This window comes from Moorena sp. SIO3B2 (genome assembly GCF_010692525.1).
GTDB lineage: Bacteria > Cyanobacteriota > Cyanobacteriia > Cyanobacteriales > Coleofasciculaceae > Moorena > Moorena producens.
Genome location: NZ_JAAHHE010000130.1, coordinates 1 through 18,077, shown reverse-complemented (window position 1 = coordinate 18,077; position 18,077 = coordinate 1). Strand labels below are relative to the sequence as shown.

At 44.5% G+C, this 18,077-nt stretch carries 22 protein-coding genes; 7 read left to right on the top strand and 15 right to left on the bottom strand.

From position 1 onward, the window contains the following. The first annotated feature begins 788 nt into the window (after positions 1–788). Both F6K38_RS22985 and F6K38_RS22980 read left to right on the top strand, forming a co-directional pair. Positions 789–1,565 (top strand): LmeA family phospholipid-binding protein, encoded by a 777-nt coding sequence (locus F6K38_RS22985; RefSeq protein WP_008189000.1) that lies wholly within the window; start codon positions 789–791, stop codon positions 1,563–1,565. Positions 1,566–1,697: 132 nt separating this feature from the next. Continuing rightward, entirely contained in the window at positions 1,698–2,330 is a 633-nt protein-coding gene (locus F6K38_RS22980) for a GerMN domain-containing protein (protein WP_008188998.1), read from the top strand. A 185-nt stretch (positions 2,331–2,515) separates the two neighbouring features. Here F6K38_RS22980 and accB read toward each other — a convergent pair whose 3' ends face one another. Together accB and efp are read right to left on the bottom strand one after the other, a co-directional pair. Next, complete coding sequence (gene accB / locus F6K38_RS22975) at positions 2,516–3,040, bottom strand: acetyl-CoA carboxylase biotin carboxyl carrier protein (protein WP_008188996.1); 525 nt, start codon at positions 3,038–3,040, stop codon at positions 2,516–2,518. 152 nt (positions 3,041–3,192) lie between these two features. Then, positions 3,193–3,750, bottom strand: a complete 558-nt coding sequence (gene efp, locus F6K38_RS22970; RefSeq protein ID WP_008188994.1) for an elongation factor P — start codon at positions 3,748–3,750, stop codon at positions 3,193–3,195. Between the two features lie 592 nt (positions 3,751–4,342). Here efp and F6K38_RS22965 point away from each other — a divergent pair. The 4 genes from F6K38_RS22965 to F6K38_RS22950 all read left to right on the top strand — a co-directional run bounded on the left by F6K38_RS22965 (position 4,343) and on the right by F6K38_RS22950 (position 8,294). Beyond that, entirely contained in the window at positions 4,343–5,494 is a 1,152-nt protein-coding gene (locus tag F6K38_RS22965) for a peptidylprolyl isomerase (RefSeq protein ID WP_287357538.1), read from the top strand. A 227-nt stretch (positions 5,495–5,721) separates the two neighbouring features. Then, positions 5,722–6,903 carry a thiamine-phosphate kinase gene (gene thiL / locus F6K38_RS22960; protein WP_287357537.1) on the top strand — a complete coding sequence of 394 codons (1,182 nt, stop codon included), beginning with the start codon at positions 5,722–5,724 and terminating at the stop codon, positions 6,901–6,903. A 176-nt stretch (positions 6,904–7,079) separates the two neighbouring features. Then, on the top strand, positions 7,080–7,916 hold the full coding sequence (locus F6K38_RS22955) for an Rpn family recombination-promoting nuclease/putative transposase (RefSeq protein WP_287357536.1): 837 nt from the start codon (positions 7,080–7,082) through the stop codon (positions 7,914–7,916). A 147-nt stretch (positions 7,917–8,063) separates the two neighbouring features. Continuing rightward, the gene (locus F6K38_RS22950; protein ID WP_131827126.1) at positions 8,064–8,294 is read left to right on the top strand and encodes a hypothetical protein; all 231 of its coding nucleotides are present in this window, start codon (positions 8,064–8,066) and stop codon (positions 8,292–8,294) included. 58 nt (positions 8,295–8,352) lie between these two features. On the opposite strand, the gene F6K38_RS22945 is transcribed toward F6K38_RS22950, so the two are convergent. The 9 genes from F6K38_RS22945 to F6K38_RS22905 form a co-directional block, all read right to left on the bottom strand. Further along, positions 8,353–9,591, bottom strand: a complete 1,239-nt coding sequence (locus tag F6K38_RS22945; RefSeq protein ID WP_353737213.1) for an RNA-guided endonuclease InsQ/TnpB family protein — start codon at positions 9,589–9,591, stop codon at positions 8,353–8,355. Positions 9,592–9,647: 56 nt separating this feature from the next. Then, a complete protein-coding gene (locus F6K38_RS22940) occupies positions 9,648–10,136 on the bottom strand; it encodes an IS607 family transposase (RefSeq protein ID WP_008188980.1) in 489 nt (162 codons plus the stop codon). A 4-nt stretch (positions 10,137–10,140) separates the two neighbouring features. Continuing rightward, on the bottom strand, positions 10,141–10,827 hold the full coding sequence (locus F6K38_RS22935) for a CHAT domain-containing protein (RefSeq protein WP_008188977.1): 687 nt from the start codon (positions 10,825–10,827) through the stop codon (positions 10,141–10,143). Between the two features lie 436 nt (positions 10,828–11,263). After that, complete coding sequence (locus tag F6K38_RS22930; RefSeq protein WP_008188975.1) at positions 11,264–11,386, bottom strand: hypothetical protein; 123 nt, start codon at positions 11,384–11,386, stop codon at positions 11,264–11,266. Further along, the gene (locus F6K38_RS22925; protein WP_075873635.1) at positions 11,364–11,594 is read right to left on the bottom strand and encodes a hypothetical protein; all 231 of its coding nucleotides are present in this window, start codon (positions 11,592–11,594) and stop codon (positions 11,364–11,366) included. The genes F6K38_RS22930 and F6K38_RS22925 overlap by 23 nt, the downstream gene beginning before the upstream one ends. Before the next feature lie 12 nt (positions 11,595–11,606). Then, positions 11,607–12,242, bottom strand: a complete 636-nt coding sequence (locus F6K38_RS22920; RefSeq protein ID WP_008188971.1) for a PD-(D/E)XK nuclease family protein — start codon at positions 12,240–12,242, stop codon at positions 11,607–11,609. Positions 12,243–12,395: 153 nt separating this feature from the next. After that, a complete protein-coding gene (locus F6K38_RS22915; RefSeq protein WP_287357535.1) occupies positions 12,396–13,427 on the bottom strand; it encodes a tetratricopeptide repeat protein in 1,032 nt (343 codons plus the stop codon). 40 nt (positions 13,428–13,467) lie between these two features. After that, entirely contained in the window at positions 13,468–14,727 is a 1,260-nt protein-coding gene (locus tag F6K38_RS22910) for a tetratricopeptide repeat protein (RefSeq protein WP_008188962.1), read from the bottom strand. 4 nt (positions 14,728–14,731) lie between these two features. Then, positions 14,732–14,875, bottom strand: a complete 144-nt coding sequence (locus tag F6K38_RS22905) for a hypothetical protein (RefSeq protein WP_165691808.1) — start codon at positions 14,873–14,875, stop codon at positions 14,732–14,734. A gap of 233 nt (positions 14,876–15,108) precedes the next feature. Here F6K38_RS22905 and F6K38_RS22900 point away from each other — a divergent pair, with 233 nt between their 5' ends. Continuing rightward, positions 15,109–15,993, top strand: a complete 885-nt coding sequence (locus tag F6K38_RS22900) for an Rpn family recombination-promoting nuclease/putative transposase (protein WP_287357533.1) — start codon at positions 15,109–15,111, stop codon at positions 15,991–15,993. Here F6K38_RS22900 and F6K38_RS22895 read toward each other — a convergent pair. The 4 genes from F6K38_RS22895 to F6K38_RS22880 form a co-directional block, all read right to left on the bottom strand. Beyond that, on the bottom strand, positions 15,970–16,242 hold the full coding sequence (locus tag F6K38_RS22895; protein ID WP_287357531.1) for a hypothetical protein: 273 nt from the start codon (positions 16,240–16,242) through the stop codon (positions 15,970–15,972). The genes F6K38_RS22900 and F6K38_RS22895 overlap by 24 nt on opposite strands. A gap of 62 nt (positions 16,243–16,304) precedes the next feature. After that, positions 16,305–16,628, bottom strand: a complete 324-nt coding sequence (grxD, locus tag F6K38_RS22890) for a Grx4 family monothiol glutaredoxin (protein ID WP_008188959.1) — start codon at positions 16,626–16,628, stop codon at positions 16,305–16,307. Positions 16,629–16,736: 108 nt separating this feature from the next. Beyond that, entirely contained in the window at positions 16,737–16,991 is a 255-nt protein-coding gene (locus F6K38_RS22885) for a BolA family protein (protein WP_008188957.1), read from the bottom strand. Positions 16,992–17,257: 266 nt separating this feature from the next. Beyond that, positions 17,258–17,869 carry a tetratricopeptide repeat protein gene (locus tag F6K38_RS22880; protein WP_044495021.1) on the bottom strand — a complete coding sequence of 204 codons (612 nt, stop codon included), beginning with the start codon at positions 17,867–17,869 and terminating at the stop codon, positions 17,258–17,260. Positions 17,870–18,077 lie beyond the last annotated feature (208 nt).

Below are 18,077 nucleotides of genomic sequence, written 5' to 3'. Positions count from 1 at the left end.
CTTGGATCGATAAAGATCCCAACGCTTCGGGAGACCTGAGCACTACTGGGACTGGAGAAATCCTGTCTCAGCAACTTGGGTCGCTGAACGAAGAATCCCCCGGTTTCTAACCGTGGGGAGTGTCAAGTTATAGTGTTTCCATGGAAATTGGAATTGTGAGAAGGAAAACCAGTGTTCATCCCCTGCTCTTAGCACAGGGTTGTTCAACTGGGTTTTGGGATAAGATTAAGAGGGAATTTTCTGGTAAGTACCTGGATAGAAATAAACAGGACTTACCCCAGCCACCTGGTTATTGACGGTAATTACACCGATTTAAACCTTTGATGTATTACCAGAAACCAGGGTTTAAGGGTCTTGGTGCGTAAGTCCTGATCAAGTTAACTGTGTTAAGACCTGTGTAATAGGTGTGTAAGACCTGTGAAGGCATTGAATCCCCTTCTATTGCCTGATCTGAAGTTTATTGTTCCCAAGTCTTAACAGTTAACTTGAATTTTGCTCTACTACTTACATCTGCCCTATCTCCCTTAACTGCCCTCGTTGCCTCGTAAGCATTCAGCCGTCAGCCGTCAGCCGTCAGCTTTTAGCTCACGCTACTTGAGGTGCCGTCAGCAGACTTAACTCAGCATTATTCGAATGCTTACCTCTTTTATTAAAAAGCACCTCAAGTAGCACCTCAAGTAGCGCATTAGCTGATAGCACCTCAAGTAGCACCTCAAGTAGCGCATTAGCTGATAGCTGAATACTTACCTTGCCTGACCTCACTCTTAACGTTGTGCCTTTTTTTTTCCATGGAATTTTTGACCATATTCCTATCAGGCTTAATCACTGTCGTTTCTGGGGTGGGTTTCATCCTCGACAAGGTGATCGAAAGCAATATCCGCTCCCAGCTTTCCCAGGTCGAGCAATTGCAAGTCCGAGTTAACAACACTCCCAATTACCAAATTTTGCCAGGCAAAGTAGACCAGGTTTTAATTGCTGGTAAGGGATTATGGCTGACGCCAGATATCCGGATTGGTGTCTTGGAATTAGAAACTGATCCGATTGACCTTGATATAGAGAAGGTCCGTAAAGGTGGTAAAGACTCACTAGCGAACTCTCTGAGGCAACCGCTACAAGCTGGAGTGCGTCTAGTTTTAACCGAGTCAGATATTAACCAAGCTCTAGAGTCGCCGGAAGTTATAGAAGTATTAAACGATTTGATCAATGCTGTGATCAGTCGTGGCAGTAGGCGTTATAAACTACTGAACTCACAAGTCAACTTCCTAGATAACAACCGTATTTATTTACAAGTGACATTGCAGCAAGGAGATAATCAACCCCTAGAGATTATATTAAACTCCGGTGTGGGCATCCTGACCGGGAAAAGCATACAGCTAATTGAACCCAAGTTGTCGGTTGATGGGAACCCACTCCCTCCTCAGATAATCAAGTTATTTGTTGGTAGTCTTAGCCAGCGCTTAAATCTGAGCAATATCGAAGATGAAGGCATCACAGCCCGTATCTTACAATTCCAGTTAAGTCCTAGTGAATTAGAATTAGCAGCATTTGTCCGGATCAAGGAATAAAGCGTGTTAAGTATGAAATATCAAAGATGAAGGATGAAATATCAAAAATTCAATTTGGTTTCGTGCCACTAGTCAGATCTGATCACAGTAAATCAAATTACAGTAAATCAACCTTTTGATTAATCAGTTATTATGCATGACCAACAAGACGATCGTGGTATTCCTCTCGGTGTGATTGCCAGTATTTCCATCCTAGTCTTAGCAGCAGCAGGTGGAGGTAGCTGGTGGGCATGGCGTTCACAGCAATCTTCGTCTGTGACAACAACTACACCCAAGTCATCTACACCCAAGTCATCTCAGACTATACAACCCACAACTGAAAAACCCTCAACTAAGGAAAAAATTCAGGTTTATTGGCTCAATGATGTTGATAACCAAATTGTTTTAAGTCCCAGTTCAATTCCCTTAAATAATAAGACCCTTAACAAAGGTGAGATCTTAGAGAGCGCATTCAACAGTTTATTGGCTGGGCCGACCAATGGCACATTTACGACCACTATTCCCCAAGGTACAAAACTACGGGGTGTTTCTCTCAAAAATGATGGTGTTCATGTAGACTTGTCCCAGGAATTTACCGTTGGTGGGGGCAGTAGCTCCATGAGCGGTCGTCTGGCGCAAATTGTTTATACAGCAAGCAGTCTAGACCCCAATACTCAAGTATGGATTGAGGTAGATGGGAAACAACTAGAGGTTTTAGGTGGAGAAGGCTTAATGCTTGATCAACCACTGACTCGCCAAGATGTCAATCAAAACTTCCCACTCTAGAGGTTTCCCAGCTTAGACTGCTTTGAGCAGTTGCTCACTAGCGTTGGATGAAAATTTTTCAACCGACGCTGCGGCAAATAAATATACGTTGGCAGACCTCTAATTCCCATGCCCAGCAAACCTATTTTCGCTTCTAGCAGCTATTATTAGCTTGACATCTGTGAAACCTATCTAAGGAGTAATGCTTAGTCAGGTTTAATCCGCATTAGTGCTTGACCATATTCTATTGGTTCTCCATTTGTCACCAAAATTTCCATTACTTGTCCAGTCACTTCTGCTTCAATTTCATTCATCAGCTTCATAGCTTCAATAATACAAACAGTTTGACCAGCACTAATGCGTTCCCCCACCTCCACAAAGGGGTCTTCATCAGGAGCAGGAGAGCGGTAAAATGTCCCGACCATGGGTGACTTAATTTCTTCCCACTTTTGATCTACCCCTGGTGGAGGTACTGGTGGGGTTGGTTCTGGTGTTGGGGCTACCTCTAGTACTGGGGTGGAAGTAGTGGGAGTGGAGCCGATGGGAACCGCTACGGAGCCTGTAGGGGCTTGATAAGTAGTGCTAGCTCCACCAGAATCACTGGTAGGGGTGATACTGACCCCTTTACGCACTGTGAGTTCAAAATCATCACTCTTGAGGGTCAGTTCTGTAATATCAGTTTCAGCAATAGCAGCTAACAGATCACGAAGTTGATTGATGTCTAATGCCACAATTTTTAAAAAAAGGTTAGGGTCTTGGGGCTAAAGGCTAAGGGTTAAGATTTTTTGGCATTATTTTGCCTTAGTAGTCAGCTGAGTCCATTATCTTGATTGCCATGATCTCATGATCTATTAAGAGCATCAAATCAGGGCATCAAAACAATTTACTCGCGACCTTGGTAAGAATCATTACGGGTATCGATTTTAATGCGCTCTCCTATGGAAATGAATAGAGGAACCATCACCTGAGCTCCTGTTGAAACAATGGCTGGTTTGGTACCACCAGTAGCGGTATCACCTTTAACACCAGGATCGGTATCGACTACTTCCAACACTACAGAATTGGGCAGTTCTACTTCTAGAATCTGGTCGTTCCAGGTGAGGATGTTCACTTCCATTTCTTCAGTGAGATACTTGGAGCGATCGCCAATCTGTGCTTCACTCAGACGAGTTTCCTCGAAGCTTTCCATATCCATGAAGACAAATTCTTCGCCATCTTTGTAGGTATGCTGCATGGGACGTTTTTCGAGGTTTGCCTGGGGTACTGTTTCCCCAGCCCGAAAGGTTTTCTCTACAACATTCCCTGTCTGGACATTTTTTAGTTTGGTGCGAACAAAGGCGGAACCTTTTCCAGGCTTGACGTGGAGAAATTCCACTACCCGCCATACGGATCCATCTAACTCAATGGAGACACCGGTGCGAAAGTCGTTACTAGAAATCATTAACCTGCTAACTCGGGCAGAACAATCGGCATCTTATTTTACCCTTGAGAGGTTGAAGGTTGAAAGTTGCACTTTGGAGGTTAACCTAAAGATTTGTCCCAAAGTGGTGCGGCAAGGGACTTGCCAAACTTAAACTAAACGATACTGTTGGCCAATCACCTCAAAGCTAGTGAAATCGATGGAGGGATAGGGACAGGGGGAGAGGGTGATCACCTGGCTAGCTCAGTGGTTTATTGGTGTGATGGGCGCGGGCCCCAGCTGAAAGGGCGTTGCTGAATCTTCGCGCTGAATAGCAGTAGAGTGGGCATCCTGCCCGCCCGAAAATAAGCATGAAACTGGCAAGATGCCAGTTCCACGCCTGATGCCCATTCCACAGGTGCGACCCAAGGGCGCGAGCAATCCCTCGCGCCCTAGGAGGCGCGCACCTACTATTAAAATCATTCCATTATTAAGCAACGCTGCTGAAAGACCCACGCTAATTGAGAAACGGTATCATAAACTTCCTTGACATGGGAAGATATGAGATGAAGTTTTGATACGTTGTGGATCAGCCTTGACCCCACTGGTGTAATGCTTGGGGTAATTATTGTTTATGAAACTTTTAAAGATTTCTTTGCCAGATTGGTGGAAACCCTTGACCAAGACTACCCTCTTGGGGCTGCTGTTAATGTCCCTTTCCCTAGGTCTGAGTGGAGCTTGGTGGAACTTTAAGTTTAACTTTGGTAATCAAGAACCTGCTCGTGAAAGTCGATTACCAGGGGGTAATGCCATTACTGATGGTAGAGCTTTGTTGCGCTATGCCCTACCGATAGATAATCAGCCAGTGCGGAAAATACAAGCCAGTTTGGAGGATATTTCTCAACAAATGCGGGGAAAACGCTGGAGTCCTATCACCAGCGATATTACTAAAGCTGCTGTGGTTTTAACTAGTAGTGATCAGAAATTGCTAGCGGACATTCCAGATGCCAGAAAACCCCAAGGCGAAGCCCTAATTGCCCAGATCCAAGCCGAAATTGCTAAGATTCGAGAAGCTGTGGAGGCTAAAGACAAGGAAAGCGTCTTGATTGAGCGCGGGATACTCTTGGATCAAGTTGGGGAACTGGAACAATTGATGGTAGAGGAGTTTCCCTTTGAGGTACCCCCAGAGTATAGTAACTTACCTCAACTTAAGGGTCGCGCTACCGTGGAAATGACCACAAAGGAAGGTTCCTTGAGAATGGTGGTAGATGGTTACAATGCTCCAGTCACCGCCGGGAACTTTGTGGATTTGGTACAGCGGGGTTTCTATGATGGTCTAACCTTCAACCGTGCTGAAGATAACTATATCCTGCAAGCAGGAGACCCTCCAGGAAAAGCGACAGGCTTTATTGACCCAGAAACTGGTGAATACCGAGGGATTCCCATAGAAATCATGCTGAAAGGGGACTCGGAACCGGTTTATGAGTTTACCCTGGAAGAAATTGGTCGTTATCGTGAGCAACCTGTGCTACCTTTCTCTGCTTTTGGTACCCTAGCAATGGCACGTCCTGCAGAGGATCCCAATGGTGGCTCTTCTCAGTTTTTCTTCTTCCTGTTTCAACCAGAACTTACCCCAGCTGGTATCAACTTTATGGATGGGCGCTATTCTGTCTTTGGCTATGTGGTAGAAAACAAAGAGTTACTCAGACAGCTCAAACGAGGGGATGTAATTGAGTCGATGAGAGTTATTGATGGGATTGAGAATTTAGTTGAGCCGCAGGCATAGCTATCCTATCGGTTATAGCGCTACGCCCAAGGCAAGAGGCAAGAGGCATGCTAGCAATAGCTGAATATAATAGCTTTTGCTGCTTTTATAAATGTCAAACACCTTAATGCTTAGTGCTATAAGCGGTCAGCTCCTAAGCGGCTGCGGCGAAGCCAGGGATAAGCTTGATTAATTACCTTTAGCTCCGTTTATGCCAGTCAGAAGTATCAATCATTGATCGTTGTCTCGTGACCCTTGAATTAATAAAAGATATCGGAGAACAAGGTCTTCTAGAACGGTTACAGCCTTTCTGTCCACCAGGGGTTGTCGGGGATGATGGAGCGGTAATTCCCCCTCCAGAGTCTGGTCAATCCTTGGTGATTACTACAGATGTTTTAGTGAATGGGGTGCATTTTAGCGATCGCTACGGTGGGGTAAGCCAATGCACTACTAGTCCAGAAGATGCTGGTTGGCGTGCTGCTGCTGCTAATTTGTCTGATTTAGCTGCGATGGGAGCATCCCCCCTAGGCATTACGGTAGGCTTAAGCCTGACAGGGGATGTAGCGGTTAGCTGGGTTGAGAGACTTTACGAAGGCATGACTCAGTGTTTGAACCAGTACAATACACCAATAGTCGGAGGAGATATCTGTCGCTCGCCGGTTATTACTATTGCTATCACTGCCTTTGGTCAAGTCTACCCCGACCAAGCTATCCGCAGAACAGGTGCTAAGGTGGGACATGCCATTGTGGTGACAGGTGTTCATGGTGCTTCCCGGGCTGGACTAGAATTACTCCTCAACCCAGATTTCGGCAAACACTTAAGTCCAGAGGAACGACTATCTTTGATTAAAGCTCACCAGCGTCCCCAACCCAGACTTGATGTTGTATCTTTACTCACGTTACAGGTTAACAGGTTGAAGGTTGAAAGTTGGAACTTTCAACCTGATAACTTTCAACCTGATAACTTTCAATCTGATAACTTTCAACCTTCAACCCTTCAACCTTCAAACCTTCAACCTTCAAACCTTCAACCTTCAACCCTTCAACCTTCAACCCTTCAACCTTCAACCCTCCAACTATCCATTGCGGGTATGGATAGTAGCGATGGTTTAGCAGATGCTATTGTACAAATTTGTGGTGCCAGTGGTGTTGGTGCAGAGATTGATCCTAACCGAATTACCCTACCTCCAAGCTTCAGTAAATTGGTGTCTCCAGAGCAAGCTTTGGATTGGGCGTTGTATGGTGGTGAAGATTTTGAATTAGTGCTATGTTTGCCCACTGAAGCTGCTGAGGAATTAGTGGCACAACTGGGGGAGGGAGCAGCAGTAATTGGCAAGATTACTAGTGGTAATGAGGTCTGGTTGAAAGATAAGACTGGTACTTATGCTGATCAATTGCTGAGTTTAAATAAGGGATTTCAGCATTTTTGAAATTTTTCCCTTAGAAGTGATTAACCGGATTTACTATTATTCCTTATGTATCTGATCTCAATCAGACTTGGTCAGGTATCATAACTTGACTCAATAAACAAGATCCAGGTGCGATCAATTTTCTGGTTCAGATTCACTACACTGTCTGAGATAGTATTAACTTTGAACAATTTGCCTTGGCTTACGATAATATCTGCAAATACCTAGCAGAAGAATACCCATCGGAGTTTTTTCACTGGCTATTGGGTGAAGAACCTAGAGATATTCAGGTACTTAAAAGCGAATTGAGTAGTGAACCAATTCAAGCTGATGCTCTGACTTTACTCCAAAGTACAAACCAAATTCTGCACCTAGAATTTCAAACCTTACCCCAATCCGAGCCACCATTACCATTTCGGATGTTGGACTATTGGGTCAGATTACATCGCAAGTACCGATGTCCGATTGAGCAGGTGGTAATTTTTCTAAAGTCTACGACCTCACAGATGGTATTTACTAACGAGTTTAGAGATACTAACACCTGGCATCGTTATCGGATAATTCGTCTGTGGGAGCAAGACCCATTACCACTATTGGCCAATCGGGCTTTGTTACCCTTGGCCACTTTAGCCAGGAGTAATCGGCCTAATCTATTGTTGGAGCAAGTCGTTGCTGAAGTCGATAGAATTGAAGAACAAGGTCAACTCCGAACCCTAGCGGCCTGTGTGGATGTACTGGCTGGTTTGCGGTTTGATAAAGATTTAATCCGTCGATTTTTGAGGGAGGAAGTTATGGAAGAATCAGTCACCTATCAAGATATTATCCAAAAGGGAGTCCAAAAGGGAATCCAGCGCGGCAAGCAGGAGGGAGTCCTATTAATTGTGATGCGTTTGCTAACCCTGAAGTTAGGTTTACTTGACCCTGGGCTCCAACAGCAGATTGAGGGATTATCGATTACTCGATTGGAGGAATTGAGTGAAGCCTTGTTGGATTTTGAGACAGCAACGGATTTAGTGGTTTGGTTGGATCACTAGGGAATAGGGAATAGGAAAAAATTCGGCGTTGCTAATGTCTTGGCGCTGAATAGGAGTAGAGTGGGCATCCTGCCCGCTCGAAAATATGTGGGCATCCTGCCCGCTCGAAAATAAGCATGAAACTGGCAAGATGCCAGTTCTACCAACATGCCAGTTCTACCAACATGCCAGTTCTACCAAGATGCCAGTTCTACCAACATGCCAGTTCTACCAACATGCCCATTCCAGAAAACTCTTAAAATCATTCCATTATTAAGCAACGCCAAAAATTCGGTGTATCTCAATATCCCTACTCCCGACTCCCTACTCCCTTTTCCCAGCATCCCCTGTCAAAGAAAATGCTGCCCAATAATAAGGATGGGGATATTTTTCCCGTAAGTCTTTCTGAGCTTGCTGTAATGCCGATACTTTTTAGCTACCAGAATCTCCCAAAAAGTCAATCCTGGCTCGCCAATGCAAGCTGATTTCTCAGCCAGGGTGTATCTACCAAGGCACGTAGGAATATCCCACGTGCGCCATTGATGTCGCGATCCATCGATCGGCCATCAATTTTTGATTTAATTTTCTTGCTACCACCGATATTTATTAACTCACCTGTCCAGCTAACAGTTTTACTGGTATAGGCTTCACAGACGTCTACTACTGTTTTCCCTGTTTCTCCAGCTTTGTGTTTGAGGAACTCTTTGAAGCGATAATGAGCAAAAGAAAGCAAATTCCGAACAGTTTTAGACCTGATCTTCCTGTTTCCTTTTTTTGTCATTTCAGATGTCTCAAAAGTAGGAAGTAGTATAACGTCAAAGTTGTCAACTAAAAAACGGGCAGCCTTATGATGTAGTTCGTTAATCAGATTCTGAATTCTAATGATTATTCGCCTGGCAGCTTTTCTCATTCGACGTTTTTGCTTCCCTTTTGCCTTGCTTATTCTTGATAAGAGGCCATCGAGGTGAGAGCAAAGTCGTTGAATTCGAGAAAAATCTCCACAACCAATTTTTCCTACAGAATTCTCACTAAAAAGTGTCAAAAATGTTCTAACACCAGGGTCTAAAGCTACTACTCTACCTTGGTTCTCGGATTTTACTTGAGTAGTCTTGTGAGGGACTGTCAGGTAGTAATCCCCATTGGTGCTAGTTAATCGACAATCTCCAATATCATCTGGAAGTGTTTCAGTAAAGGTCAATTCACCCAGTTTTGTATGGTAAATCCCTTTGCTAGATACAGCCGACTTAGGGATGTAGCAAGACTGAACAGGATTTTTACGAGATCTAAATCGCACTCGATTTATTTGTCCAGTCTTTTTATACTTTTTCTTGGCCTCCCTTACAGCGGTGCAAGCATCCTTTATCGCTATAGATTTGATTTGATAAGGTACTGCCTTACACCACTCTGGTAAGCTATTCAGAATGTCGGTCTTGATGGCTTTCCAGTTAGCTTTAGTCTCACCATCTTCAAGAATCTTGACGGTTTTGTTGAAAACATAACGGGAAACTCCAAACCACTTACGAACAGTATATCGCTGTTCAGCATTGAGGAATATCCGGATCTTTTTTGATTTTTGACCCGTACTTTCTGAGTCCGTGGACACGGCAAGAGAAGACGTGAATGATGGAGAGAAGATCTGCGGTAAGTTCTGATTCTGGACAACTTTCAGGCTGGTCGAGAACCAAGATTTTTCCACCGTTGATGCCGACCGGAGATGAAACCTTAGAGTAGTGCAGCCTTACTACAAAACCTTTACCCTATGCTGCATAATTTACCAACTATAAAGGCTGCACTACTCTTACGGTAACTTCTAACCAAGTACTCAATGAGTTCAAACCCAAATCGTGTAAGTCTGTCTCTACAGGCAACAACAATCGTGAGCTGATCTCCACGCACAACTCGTTCCAATATGGATCGAAGCCCTTTCCTTTTGTAGTTGAGTCCTGAGCCAATGTCTTTAATGATTTCGGCTTGCGGGAAAAGGGAGTGCATGTAGGCGATTTGTCTGGCGAGGTCGTCTTTTTGTTTAGTGGAACTGACTCGACAGTAGCAAATTGTAAAATGATCTGATCGAGAGCTTGACGAACTGTTCCCGAAAGTGAGCAGGCTTTCGACGTCAAACAATCTTGTTCCGCCTGGCGTTTTCTCGCATCTAATCGTTCCATCGTCCGCGTACTTTCTTAGTGTATTTTTGGAGAGTCCCGTAAGTTCGACCGCCTTACGGAGTGGAATGAGTGCCATGTTTTTAATCTAACACACATTCTGGGAGATTGTGGGAGGTATATGAATATTTTCGGAAACTGTTACAAGCCCTAGAGCGGAGAGCGGTTTCGGTAGCCGCTTTCCCCACCAGGGCTTTGGTCTGGAAGAGCTTGGCAATGGTCTCTACTTCTTTTTGAGCATGATTTAAGGGGGAAAGTCCAGGAATGGTGGGATCTCCCAGGGCGAGAAGACTGCCTGTGGTTGATTTGCCCTTGTCGGGTAAGTAGCGCAGGATGCTAGCACTGGGCAGGGACAATAGGGCGTAGTTGTCACTGAGGTACTCCTTGCCGTCAGTGAGGGCAGCAAAGGGAAGATAGTGCAGGATACCGTGGGGAACAATGGTGATAGTGGTGGTGTTGAGATGGGGCTGGAGGGGTACAATTAGCCAGTCGTGCAGGTTTTTAAGTTCTAGGGGATGGGGTTGATCTAAGTCAGCAAAGTCTTGGAAAAGTGTCAGTTCTTCGGTCAGTTGTTGGCGAGTGACATTGAGGGGGACAGTGTGGAAGCTGTTGCGGGTGATAATGAAGGCTAGGGTGCGTTCATCCGTGACAAAGTACTCGACTAGGGTAGTATCGCTATCCAGCAAGCCTTGGATTTCAGGGAGGGAGGCAACTTCTACAGTTTTTAAGCTAGCGATTTCAGGGTTTTGGACTTTTAATTGAACCAGCAAGTCCTGGTAGTCTTTTCGCAGAGCAGTTCGGTTGTTTTCGGTTTCGGCAATCGTTTCGTGATCCCACTGGTTTTTGGGACGGTTGCGGAGAGTTAGTAAACAGCTAGAGAAAATATCGCAGACTCTACCAAAAACTCTTATTATTTGTTAAACTTAAATTAGGTTAACACCGACAGGGATTATTATGTAACTTAAATTAAAGCCGAAAACCAAGGGTTTAGTAGTTGCGCTCTCTATCCCGGTGTTAGACTTTTTTGACATTTTTATGGCGCTCGCGGGATATTCCGTCAGAGAAGCGCGGAGATACCCCCTGGATGCTATTGCATCTTGCATTGGCGAGCCAGAATTTGCCTTTGGTAGGTTTTGGTAGCTAAAAAGTATCGGATAAAGACTGCTGATGAAACTCAATCGCTTTGCGGTATTGCCCTAGGCTATCCTAAGCAAGCCCGAGATTGTTGAGGGAGTTGGCTTCCCCGTGGCGGTCTTCCAGTTCGCGATAAATGCCTAGGGCTTCTTGCCAGGACTGGAGGGCAGCTTTATATTGACTGGTATTGTTCAATTCCTTGCTCAAACAGTTGGTCAGCTTTAGCCTGAAGTAAGTCTGAGGGGGTGGCTTCTTCCTGGGAGTTTTGAGTCTGTGCCCAGCTCGATTGAGCCATCAGTGGCACAGTTACAGTAGCAGAGAAGATAGCAGGAACCAGGGTTACCATCAACAGACGAACTCCCAGGTAATGTAGAACTATTGGCGGTAAACTCCTATCCCTCATCACAAATCACCATTATTCCTGGTTAATTGCCAATTGACCCAAACCCTTCAGTACCCTTAGAACGCTATACAGCTCATTTCCTGGATTGAAAATATCAAACAATTTAGAGACAGCGTACTGAGTTATTTCGCCTTTAACTAATTTGATAAACCTGAAGCTACTGCCATTCGTAATCAGTCCATAAACCGGTTTTTCAGGATAGGGATTTGACAGCATATAAGCCAGGAGTTGGGGTTTACCCACTTCCAAAGAAAAGGCCACTTTCTTGGATTCAATAACCACTACCAAAAACTGCTCCCATAACACCAATACATCGATATTTCCTCTGACGATAACTCCCCGGTCTTCTTCGGCAATTTCTACAGACTTCTCTGACTTGATGTGAAAAGGAGGCAAGTATAACCCTGCTAAATCTAACAAGGGAGAGAGCACAACCATTTTGACGGTGTTTTCTAACAGAGGAGGATATTTCGTTAAATTTGTATAACTAACCTTGACTCGGTCTAATCTTTCTTTTTCCGTAGCAGTAATTTCTGGCAAATCATCTTGCCACTCTCGAAAAAATTCGTTATCCTCAACTAAGTGAATCCCAAATTTTGTTTCTAATTCGTATAGAGTAATTTCTCTGGCTGGTATAGTTTGAATCATATCTAGCAATTCTCAGAACGAGTGAGGTAAAAATATCTGGGTTTTAGGGAGCTTCGGAGCAGGGAGTAGGGAGTAGGTAATATGGCCGCAAAACATATCACAATTCATTTAGGATTGGTATAGCCAGTGTTAATCCCTAGGGAATCTCAAATCTTACTTTAACTCTGACAGTTGCTTTTCTAATTCCCCTACCCGTTTTCGGTCCCCAAACTGTTCATAGATTGCCTTCGCTTGTTCTAACAAACTCACTCCTTCTTGCCGATTCCCACGAGCATACTGAACCTCCCCTAATCCAGCTTTGGCTGCTGCTAGTTCTTCCCAATGCTCAGTTGCTGTGGTCAGTTCTACTGCCTTTGAATAAGGACCCTTAGCTTCCACAACTAGTCCTATCCGTTTATACAAATCACCCAGTAAGCGATAAATCGGTGCTATTTTTTGATCGTTTTCTTGTCCTTCCAGGATTTCAATGGCCTCAGCCGTTAAATCGTAGTCAGCATAGAGTTCAGCTAGAGCTAAGGGCTTGAACTCCTTTGGTAGATTCTGTTCCTGAATCCGCCGAGCAATAACCTGAATTTCTCTAGCTTGATCTGACTTAATCCGCGTAAATCCTAGTCCTCCAGTGCTATCTTCTGTAGAGGCACGATTTCTATCAGTCTCGACGACCAACTTATAACTAACTCCAGGTTTTAGTGGCTTACTTCCTGGATAAACAACCTGACAAATACCCTGTTGACAAACCTGCTCTCGACTAAATTCCTCAGTCCAATTCAAGCCTCGCCCTCTCACTGTTACCATGAAACTGCTAGCATCGGTGGCATCATGCCAGCTTAGAGTGGGCTTGTCAGTCAGTAAACGAGTTGCCCGTGGGCTGATAATGTAGGGAATAGAGGAGCTTACCGGACGTGCTCTGACAATTCTCCTGGAGCTTTTAATTCGCGGTGGTGGACATATGCCATTAATGCCTGTTGTTACCCCAGCAGGTACAGAGTGAGTTTTACCATGATCACAAAATAGTTTAACCCTAACCCCCGATGGTGGTCTCAGCAGATCCCCTGGATTTATCGTGGTATAGTTAGGCACTGGATGGAAACGTGACCATCCCTCCCGTTCTAGCTCAACTCTACCCGTGGTTTTAAAAATCCAATGCCCTGCCAGTACTGGCTTACTCACCAGGCTTCCCAACATAATCATAACTATGGTCAAGATCGGGGCAGAGCAAATCAGCTTACTTAGTCGATTCACTAGTCTTATCTTTAACACCTACTTGAGCATCTATACGTTCACGAGCCATCCCAACCCAGATATCTTCATCAGGGTTACGGATATCAGTATAGCGTAAACAAATTTTCCATTCTGCCAAGGCATTGTCTGGATCTTTTTCTGGTTTGTTTTCAATGACTTGCGCTAATAAACAGTGAGCCGCTGCCGGAGTTCGCGTAAAGGTTTTGTCTAGTTCAATAGCATCTCTGAGGTAGGTTTCGGCTTCGGCATAGCGTTCTTGCTTCAACCTAGCCCAGCCTAAGTTTTTCAATAATGCATATTGAGTTCCCGTTTCTGCTTCTGGCACAGTATCTAACCCCTTCAAAAGTAAAGATACCGCTTGGGAATAGTTTTTATCTTGAATATACAACCGCACCAATTCATTATAAGCAGCATCTAAACCCCCCTCTACCGCTAACCTATACTGAGTTCGCGCCTTATCCAACTCCTGTAAATCTTCATAAAGACGACCCAAATTGTAGTGCGCTTCGGCATTATCTGGATTGAGACTCAATGCTCGTTCATAATTAGACTGAGCACTTGACCAGTCTCCTTTATTATCATATTTGTCGAAACCCCATTTATTAAAGCAGTCCGAAATCAAGGGCAAAGATCCTCGAAAGCCAATTAACGAAACTAAAAGTACCACCGATAGTCCCAATTTTACTTCTTGCCAAAGATATTTTTTAATCCCTAATCCCGATAGAATTTCTTCAACACCTGTACGACCAGCTTTGGTTAAAACCCCCCCAGCTGTCAACAAGGTCAATGCACTCTGGGAAATCACCGCAAAAGAACCTATAAAACCCGGACTAGTACTTAAAAAACGGGAGGAAATATCTACCACTAGACTCACCGATGCCGTTAAAGAAGTAACTGTCAGTGCATTCCACAGCCAGTCGAAACGGTCTAAGCGATGAGTAGGTGCTTGTAGAAACCACCACCAGTAGTCTTGTGGGGGATGAAAGCTAGTCCGCCAATTAGTTAATTGCACAGTCTGAGTAATCAAACCAGCCTGCTTTTTCAATCTGCTATCTAACTCAATCAGTTTAATCAGTTTATCTTTAGAAATGTGGGCAATATCAGCAAATTTTTCCTGAACAATATTGCGAGCAATCAGGACACGAAGAATGGCTTCAGGAGATGGATTATTGTCAGTTTTTTCAAGGGCGGTCAGGGCAGCTTCATAACGATTGAGAGTAGACTCTAACTCTAGGATGCTCATTCAGCTAATAGCAAAGGGAATAGGGAGTAGGGAGTAGGGAGTAGGGAGTAGGGAATAGGGAGTAGGGAACAGCGGATCTGGGAACAGGGAGCAGTGGATCTGGAAACAGGCAAGATGCCTGTTCCACCAAGATGCCTGTTCCAGGCACCAGGTCAAACACCTTTAATGAGATGCACCCTTCTGATTTAGATCTTATCTAAAGGTATTCTGTCAATCAGAAATACTCCGGTATCATAACTTGAATAAATAAACAAGATCCAGGTGCGATCAATTTTTTAGCTCAGATTCACTACACTGTCTTGATGCAGTCGCTCATGGGGGAAACCCCCAAGACCGCGCTGCATCGCTGTCTGAGATAGTGTTAACTTTGAACAATTTGCCTTGGCCTACGATAATATCTGCAAATACCTAGCAGAAGAATATCCATCAGAGTTTTTTCAGTGGCTATTGGGTGAGGAACCTGATGATATTCAGGTACTTAAAACCGAATTAAGTGCTGAACCCATTCAAGCTGATGCTCTGACTTTACTCCAAAGTACAAACCAAATTCTGCACCTAGAATTTCAAACCTTACCTCAATCTGAGCCACCATTACCATTTCGGATGTTGGACTATTGGGTCAGGCTACAGCGCAAATACCGATGTCCGATTGAACAGGTGGTGATTTTTCTAAAGTCTACGACCTCACAGATGGTATTCAATAACGAGTTTAGGGATACTAATACCTGGCATCGTTATCGAGTAATTCGCTTGTGGGAGCAAGACCCATTACCACTGTTAGCCAATCGGGCTTTGTTACCCTTGGCAACTCTAGCTAGGAGTAATCGGCCTAATCTATTGTTGGAGCAAGTGGTTGCTGAAGTGGATAAAATTGAAGAAAAACCATTACGAGGAAACTTAGCAGCCTGTGTGGATGTGCTGGCTGGTTTACGGTTTGACAAAAATTTAGTGCGTCGATTGTTGAGGGAGGAAGTTATGGAAGAATCAGTCACCTATCAAGATATTATCCAAAAGGGAGTCCAGAAGGGAATCCAGCAGGGACTCCAGCAGGGACTCCAGCAGGGACTCCAGCAGGGACTCGACCGAGGAAAGCAGCAGGAAGCGGTATTAATTGTGATGCGTCAGCTAACCCTGAGGTTAGGTTTACTTGAGCCTGGGCTCCAACAGCAGATTGAGGGATTATCCATTACTCGATTGGAGGAATTGAGTGAAGCGTTGTTGGATTTTGAGACAGCAACGGATTTAGCGGTTTGGTTGGATCACTAGGGAATAGGGAATAAGAAAAAATTCGGCGTTGCTGAATCTTCGAATGAATAGGAGTAGAGTGGGCATCCTGCCCGCTCGAAAATATGTGGGCATCCTGCCCGCTCGAAAATAAGCATGAAACTGGCAAGATGCCAGTTCTACCAAGATGCCAGTTCCACGCAAGATGCCCATTCCACCAACATGTCCATTCCAGAAAACTCTTAAAATCATTCCATTATTAAGCAACGCCCTAAAAAAAAGCGATCGCATTTCCTAATCCGATCGCTTTTTGCGGTTGTTCAGTTCTGTCAATAGTTTGGTGCAGTCAAGGATTAGGATGCCAGGGCGACTTCAACGGTCTGCTGCAATTCACCATTTTGATACATCTCAATCATCACATCAGACCCACCGATAAACTCTCCCTTAATGTACACTTGAGGAATAGTTGGCCAGTTGGAATATTCTTTGATTCCCTGGCGAATCTCGTAATCTTCTAGTACGTCTACGGTTTCGTACTTAATTCCTAGGCTATTCAGAATTTGGACAACGTTATTAGAAAAGCCACACTGGGGCATTAGTTTGCTGCCCTTCATGAATACCAAAATTTTGTGCTCTTGTGTTAATTTTTCTATTCTCTCTTTCAGTTCTGGTGTCATCGTTGTCTTAAACTCCTGGGATATCTAGATAGTTATTTCGATAGTCGATATTATATTAGTCTAGCGGGCGCGAAATCCTAGACTCTTCCAATTATGACTTAGGCCAGTTTACTGCTTGCCAGCCCAAGCTTCGGGGGTATAGGTTTTTAGAGCTAGGGCGTGAATGGCCTCCGTTGCCAACTCTTCGCTTAGGGCTCCATAAACCAGCTGATGTTGTTTCACCAAGGATTTACCTTCAAACTCGGAGGAGACAACAGTGGCTTGGAGATGGTTACCACCCCCTAAATCTTCTACTTTTACCTGAGCATCCGGTATCGATTCTTTAATCTTTTCTTCAACTTGCTGTGTACTAATCGGATCCATTTTTTTTATTCCAGTTTCTATTGGAATTTCTAAAATACACTAAAATTTAACGTAAGCATATGCGCTACGCGCACGCTACTTGAGGTGCGGTCAGCGGTCAGCGGTCAGCTTTCCGTAACTCAGATCAAACCAATGCTTACCTCTTGTTTTATTCAAAAGCACCTCAAGTAGCGTGCCCATAAGCTGTTCGCCCAGCGTGGCCATTCGCGTAGCGTGGCCAACGGCCAAGGCCATTGGCTGATAGCTGATAGCTGATAGCTTACAATTTAACTGCCTTTATTAGAACCAGCGGACGAGGTGGGCTGGCTATTGCCATTTCTAGGAAAGGGAGAATCGACGAATCCTAGCTCAAACAGCTGTTGGTAGGATTTTTTTCCCAATTCCCTGGTTGGATTTTGAGACCGAATAATTTGAATTAACAAGGGGACAGCTAATTCTGGCTGGTCATTGGCTCGATGGACTAGGGCTAGCCGATAGGTAGCTTCATCTCGCTTTTCAGCAGTTTCCAGGGCTTTTTGCCGTTGAGACTCGTAGACTCGGTTGTCAATGCCGGAAAAACTGGAAGCCAGCTGTTGGTAAAAGTTAGACAACTGGTTGAATATCTGACGTGCCTCTTGGAGTTTTTTGGCCGCTACGCTATAGTTCCCTGAATCAATAGCGTTCGTCGCCTCTTGCATCATCCGCTCTCCCCCCGGCATACTCAATAGGCTGTCTTCTTGAGTCAACGGCCCGGTATTGTTGGGGTCAGTGATGTCTGATTCTACTTGGATATCAGCACCTTGCGCCTGTGCTGGTGGCAGTACTACCAAAGCTGCCATCACGGGAAGAGCAACGAAACAGGCGAGCCTGACCGGATTAAGAGTGCCAGAATAAACCATACTATAGCTTTGGGAATTGGTTACCTAAAATAATAGAGTAAATCCAAACTATTGGTATAGTACCATTACCACAAACGATTAGGGTGTGGCTCTTTTGGAAAGACGTTTGGTCAGGTTTAGAGAGGTATCGGAAGAGTAGGAGGAGCAGTAATAGAGCAACGAGCTTGAATTAGTCGTTTCATCAAAGGAAGGCCATCTTTGTACAAAG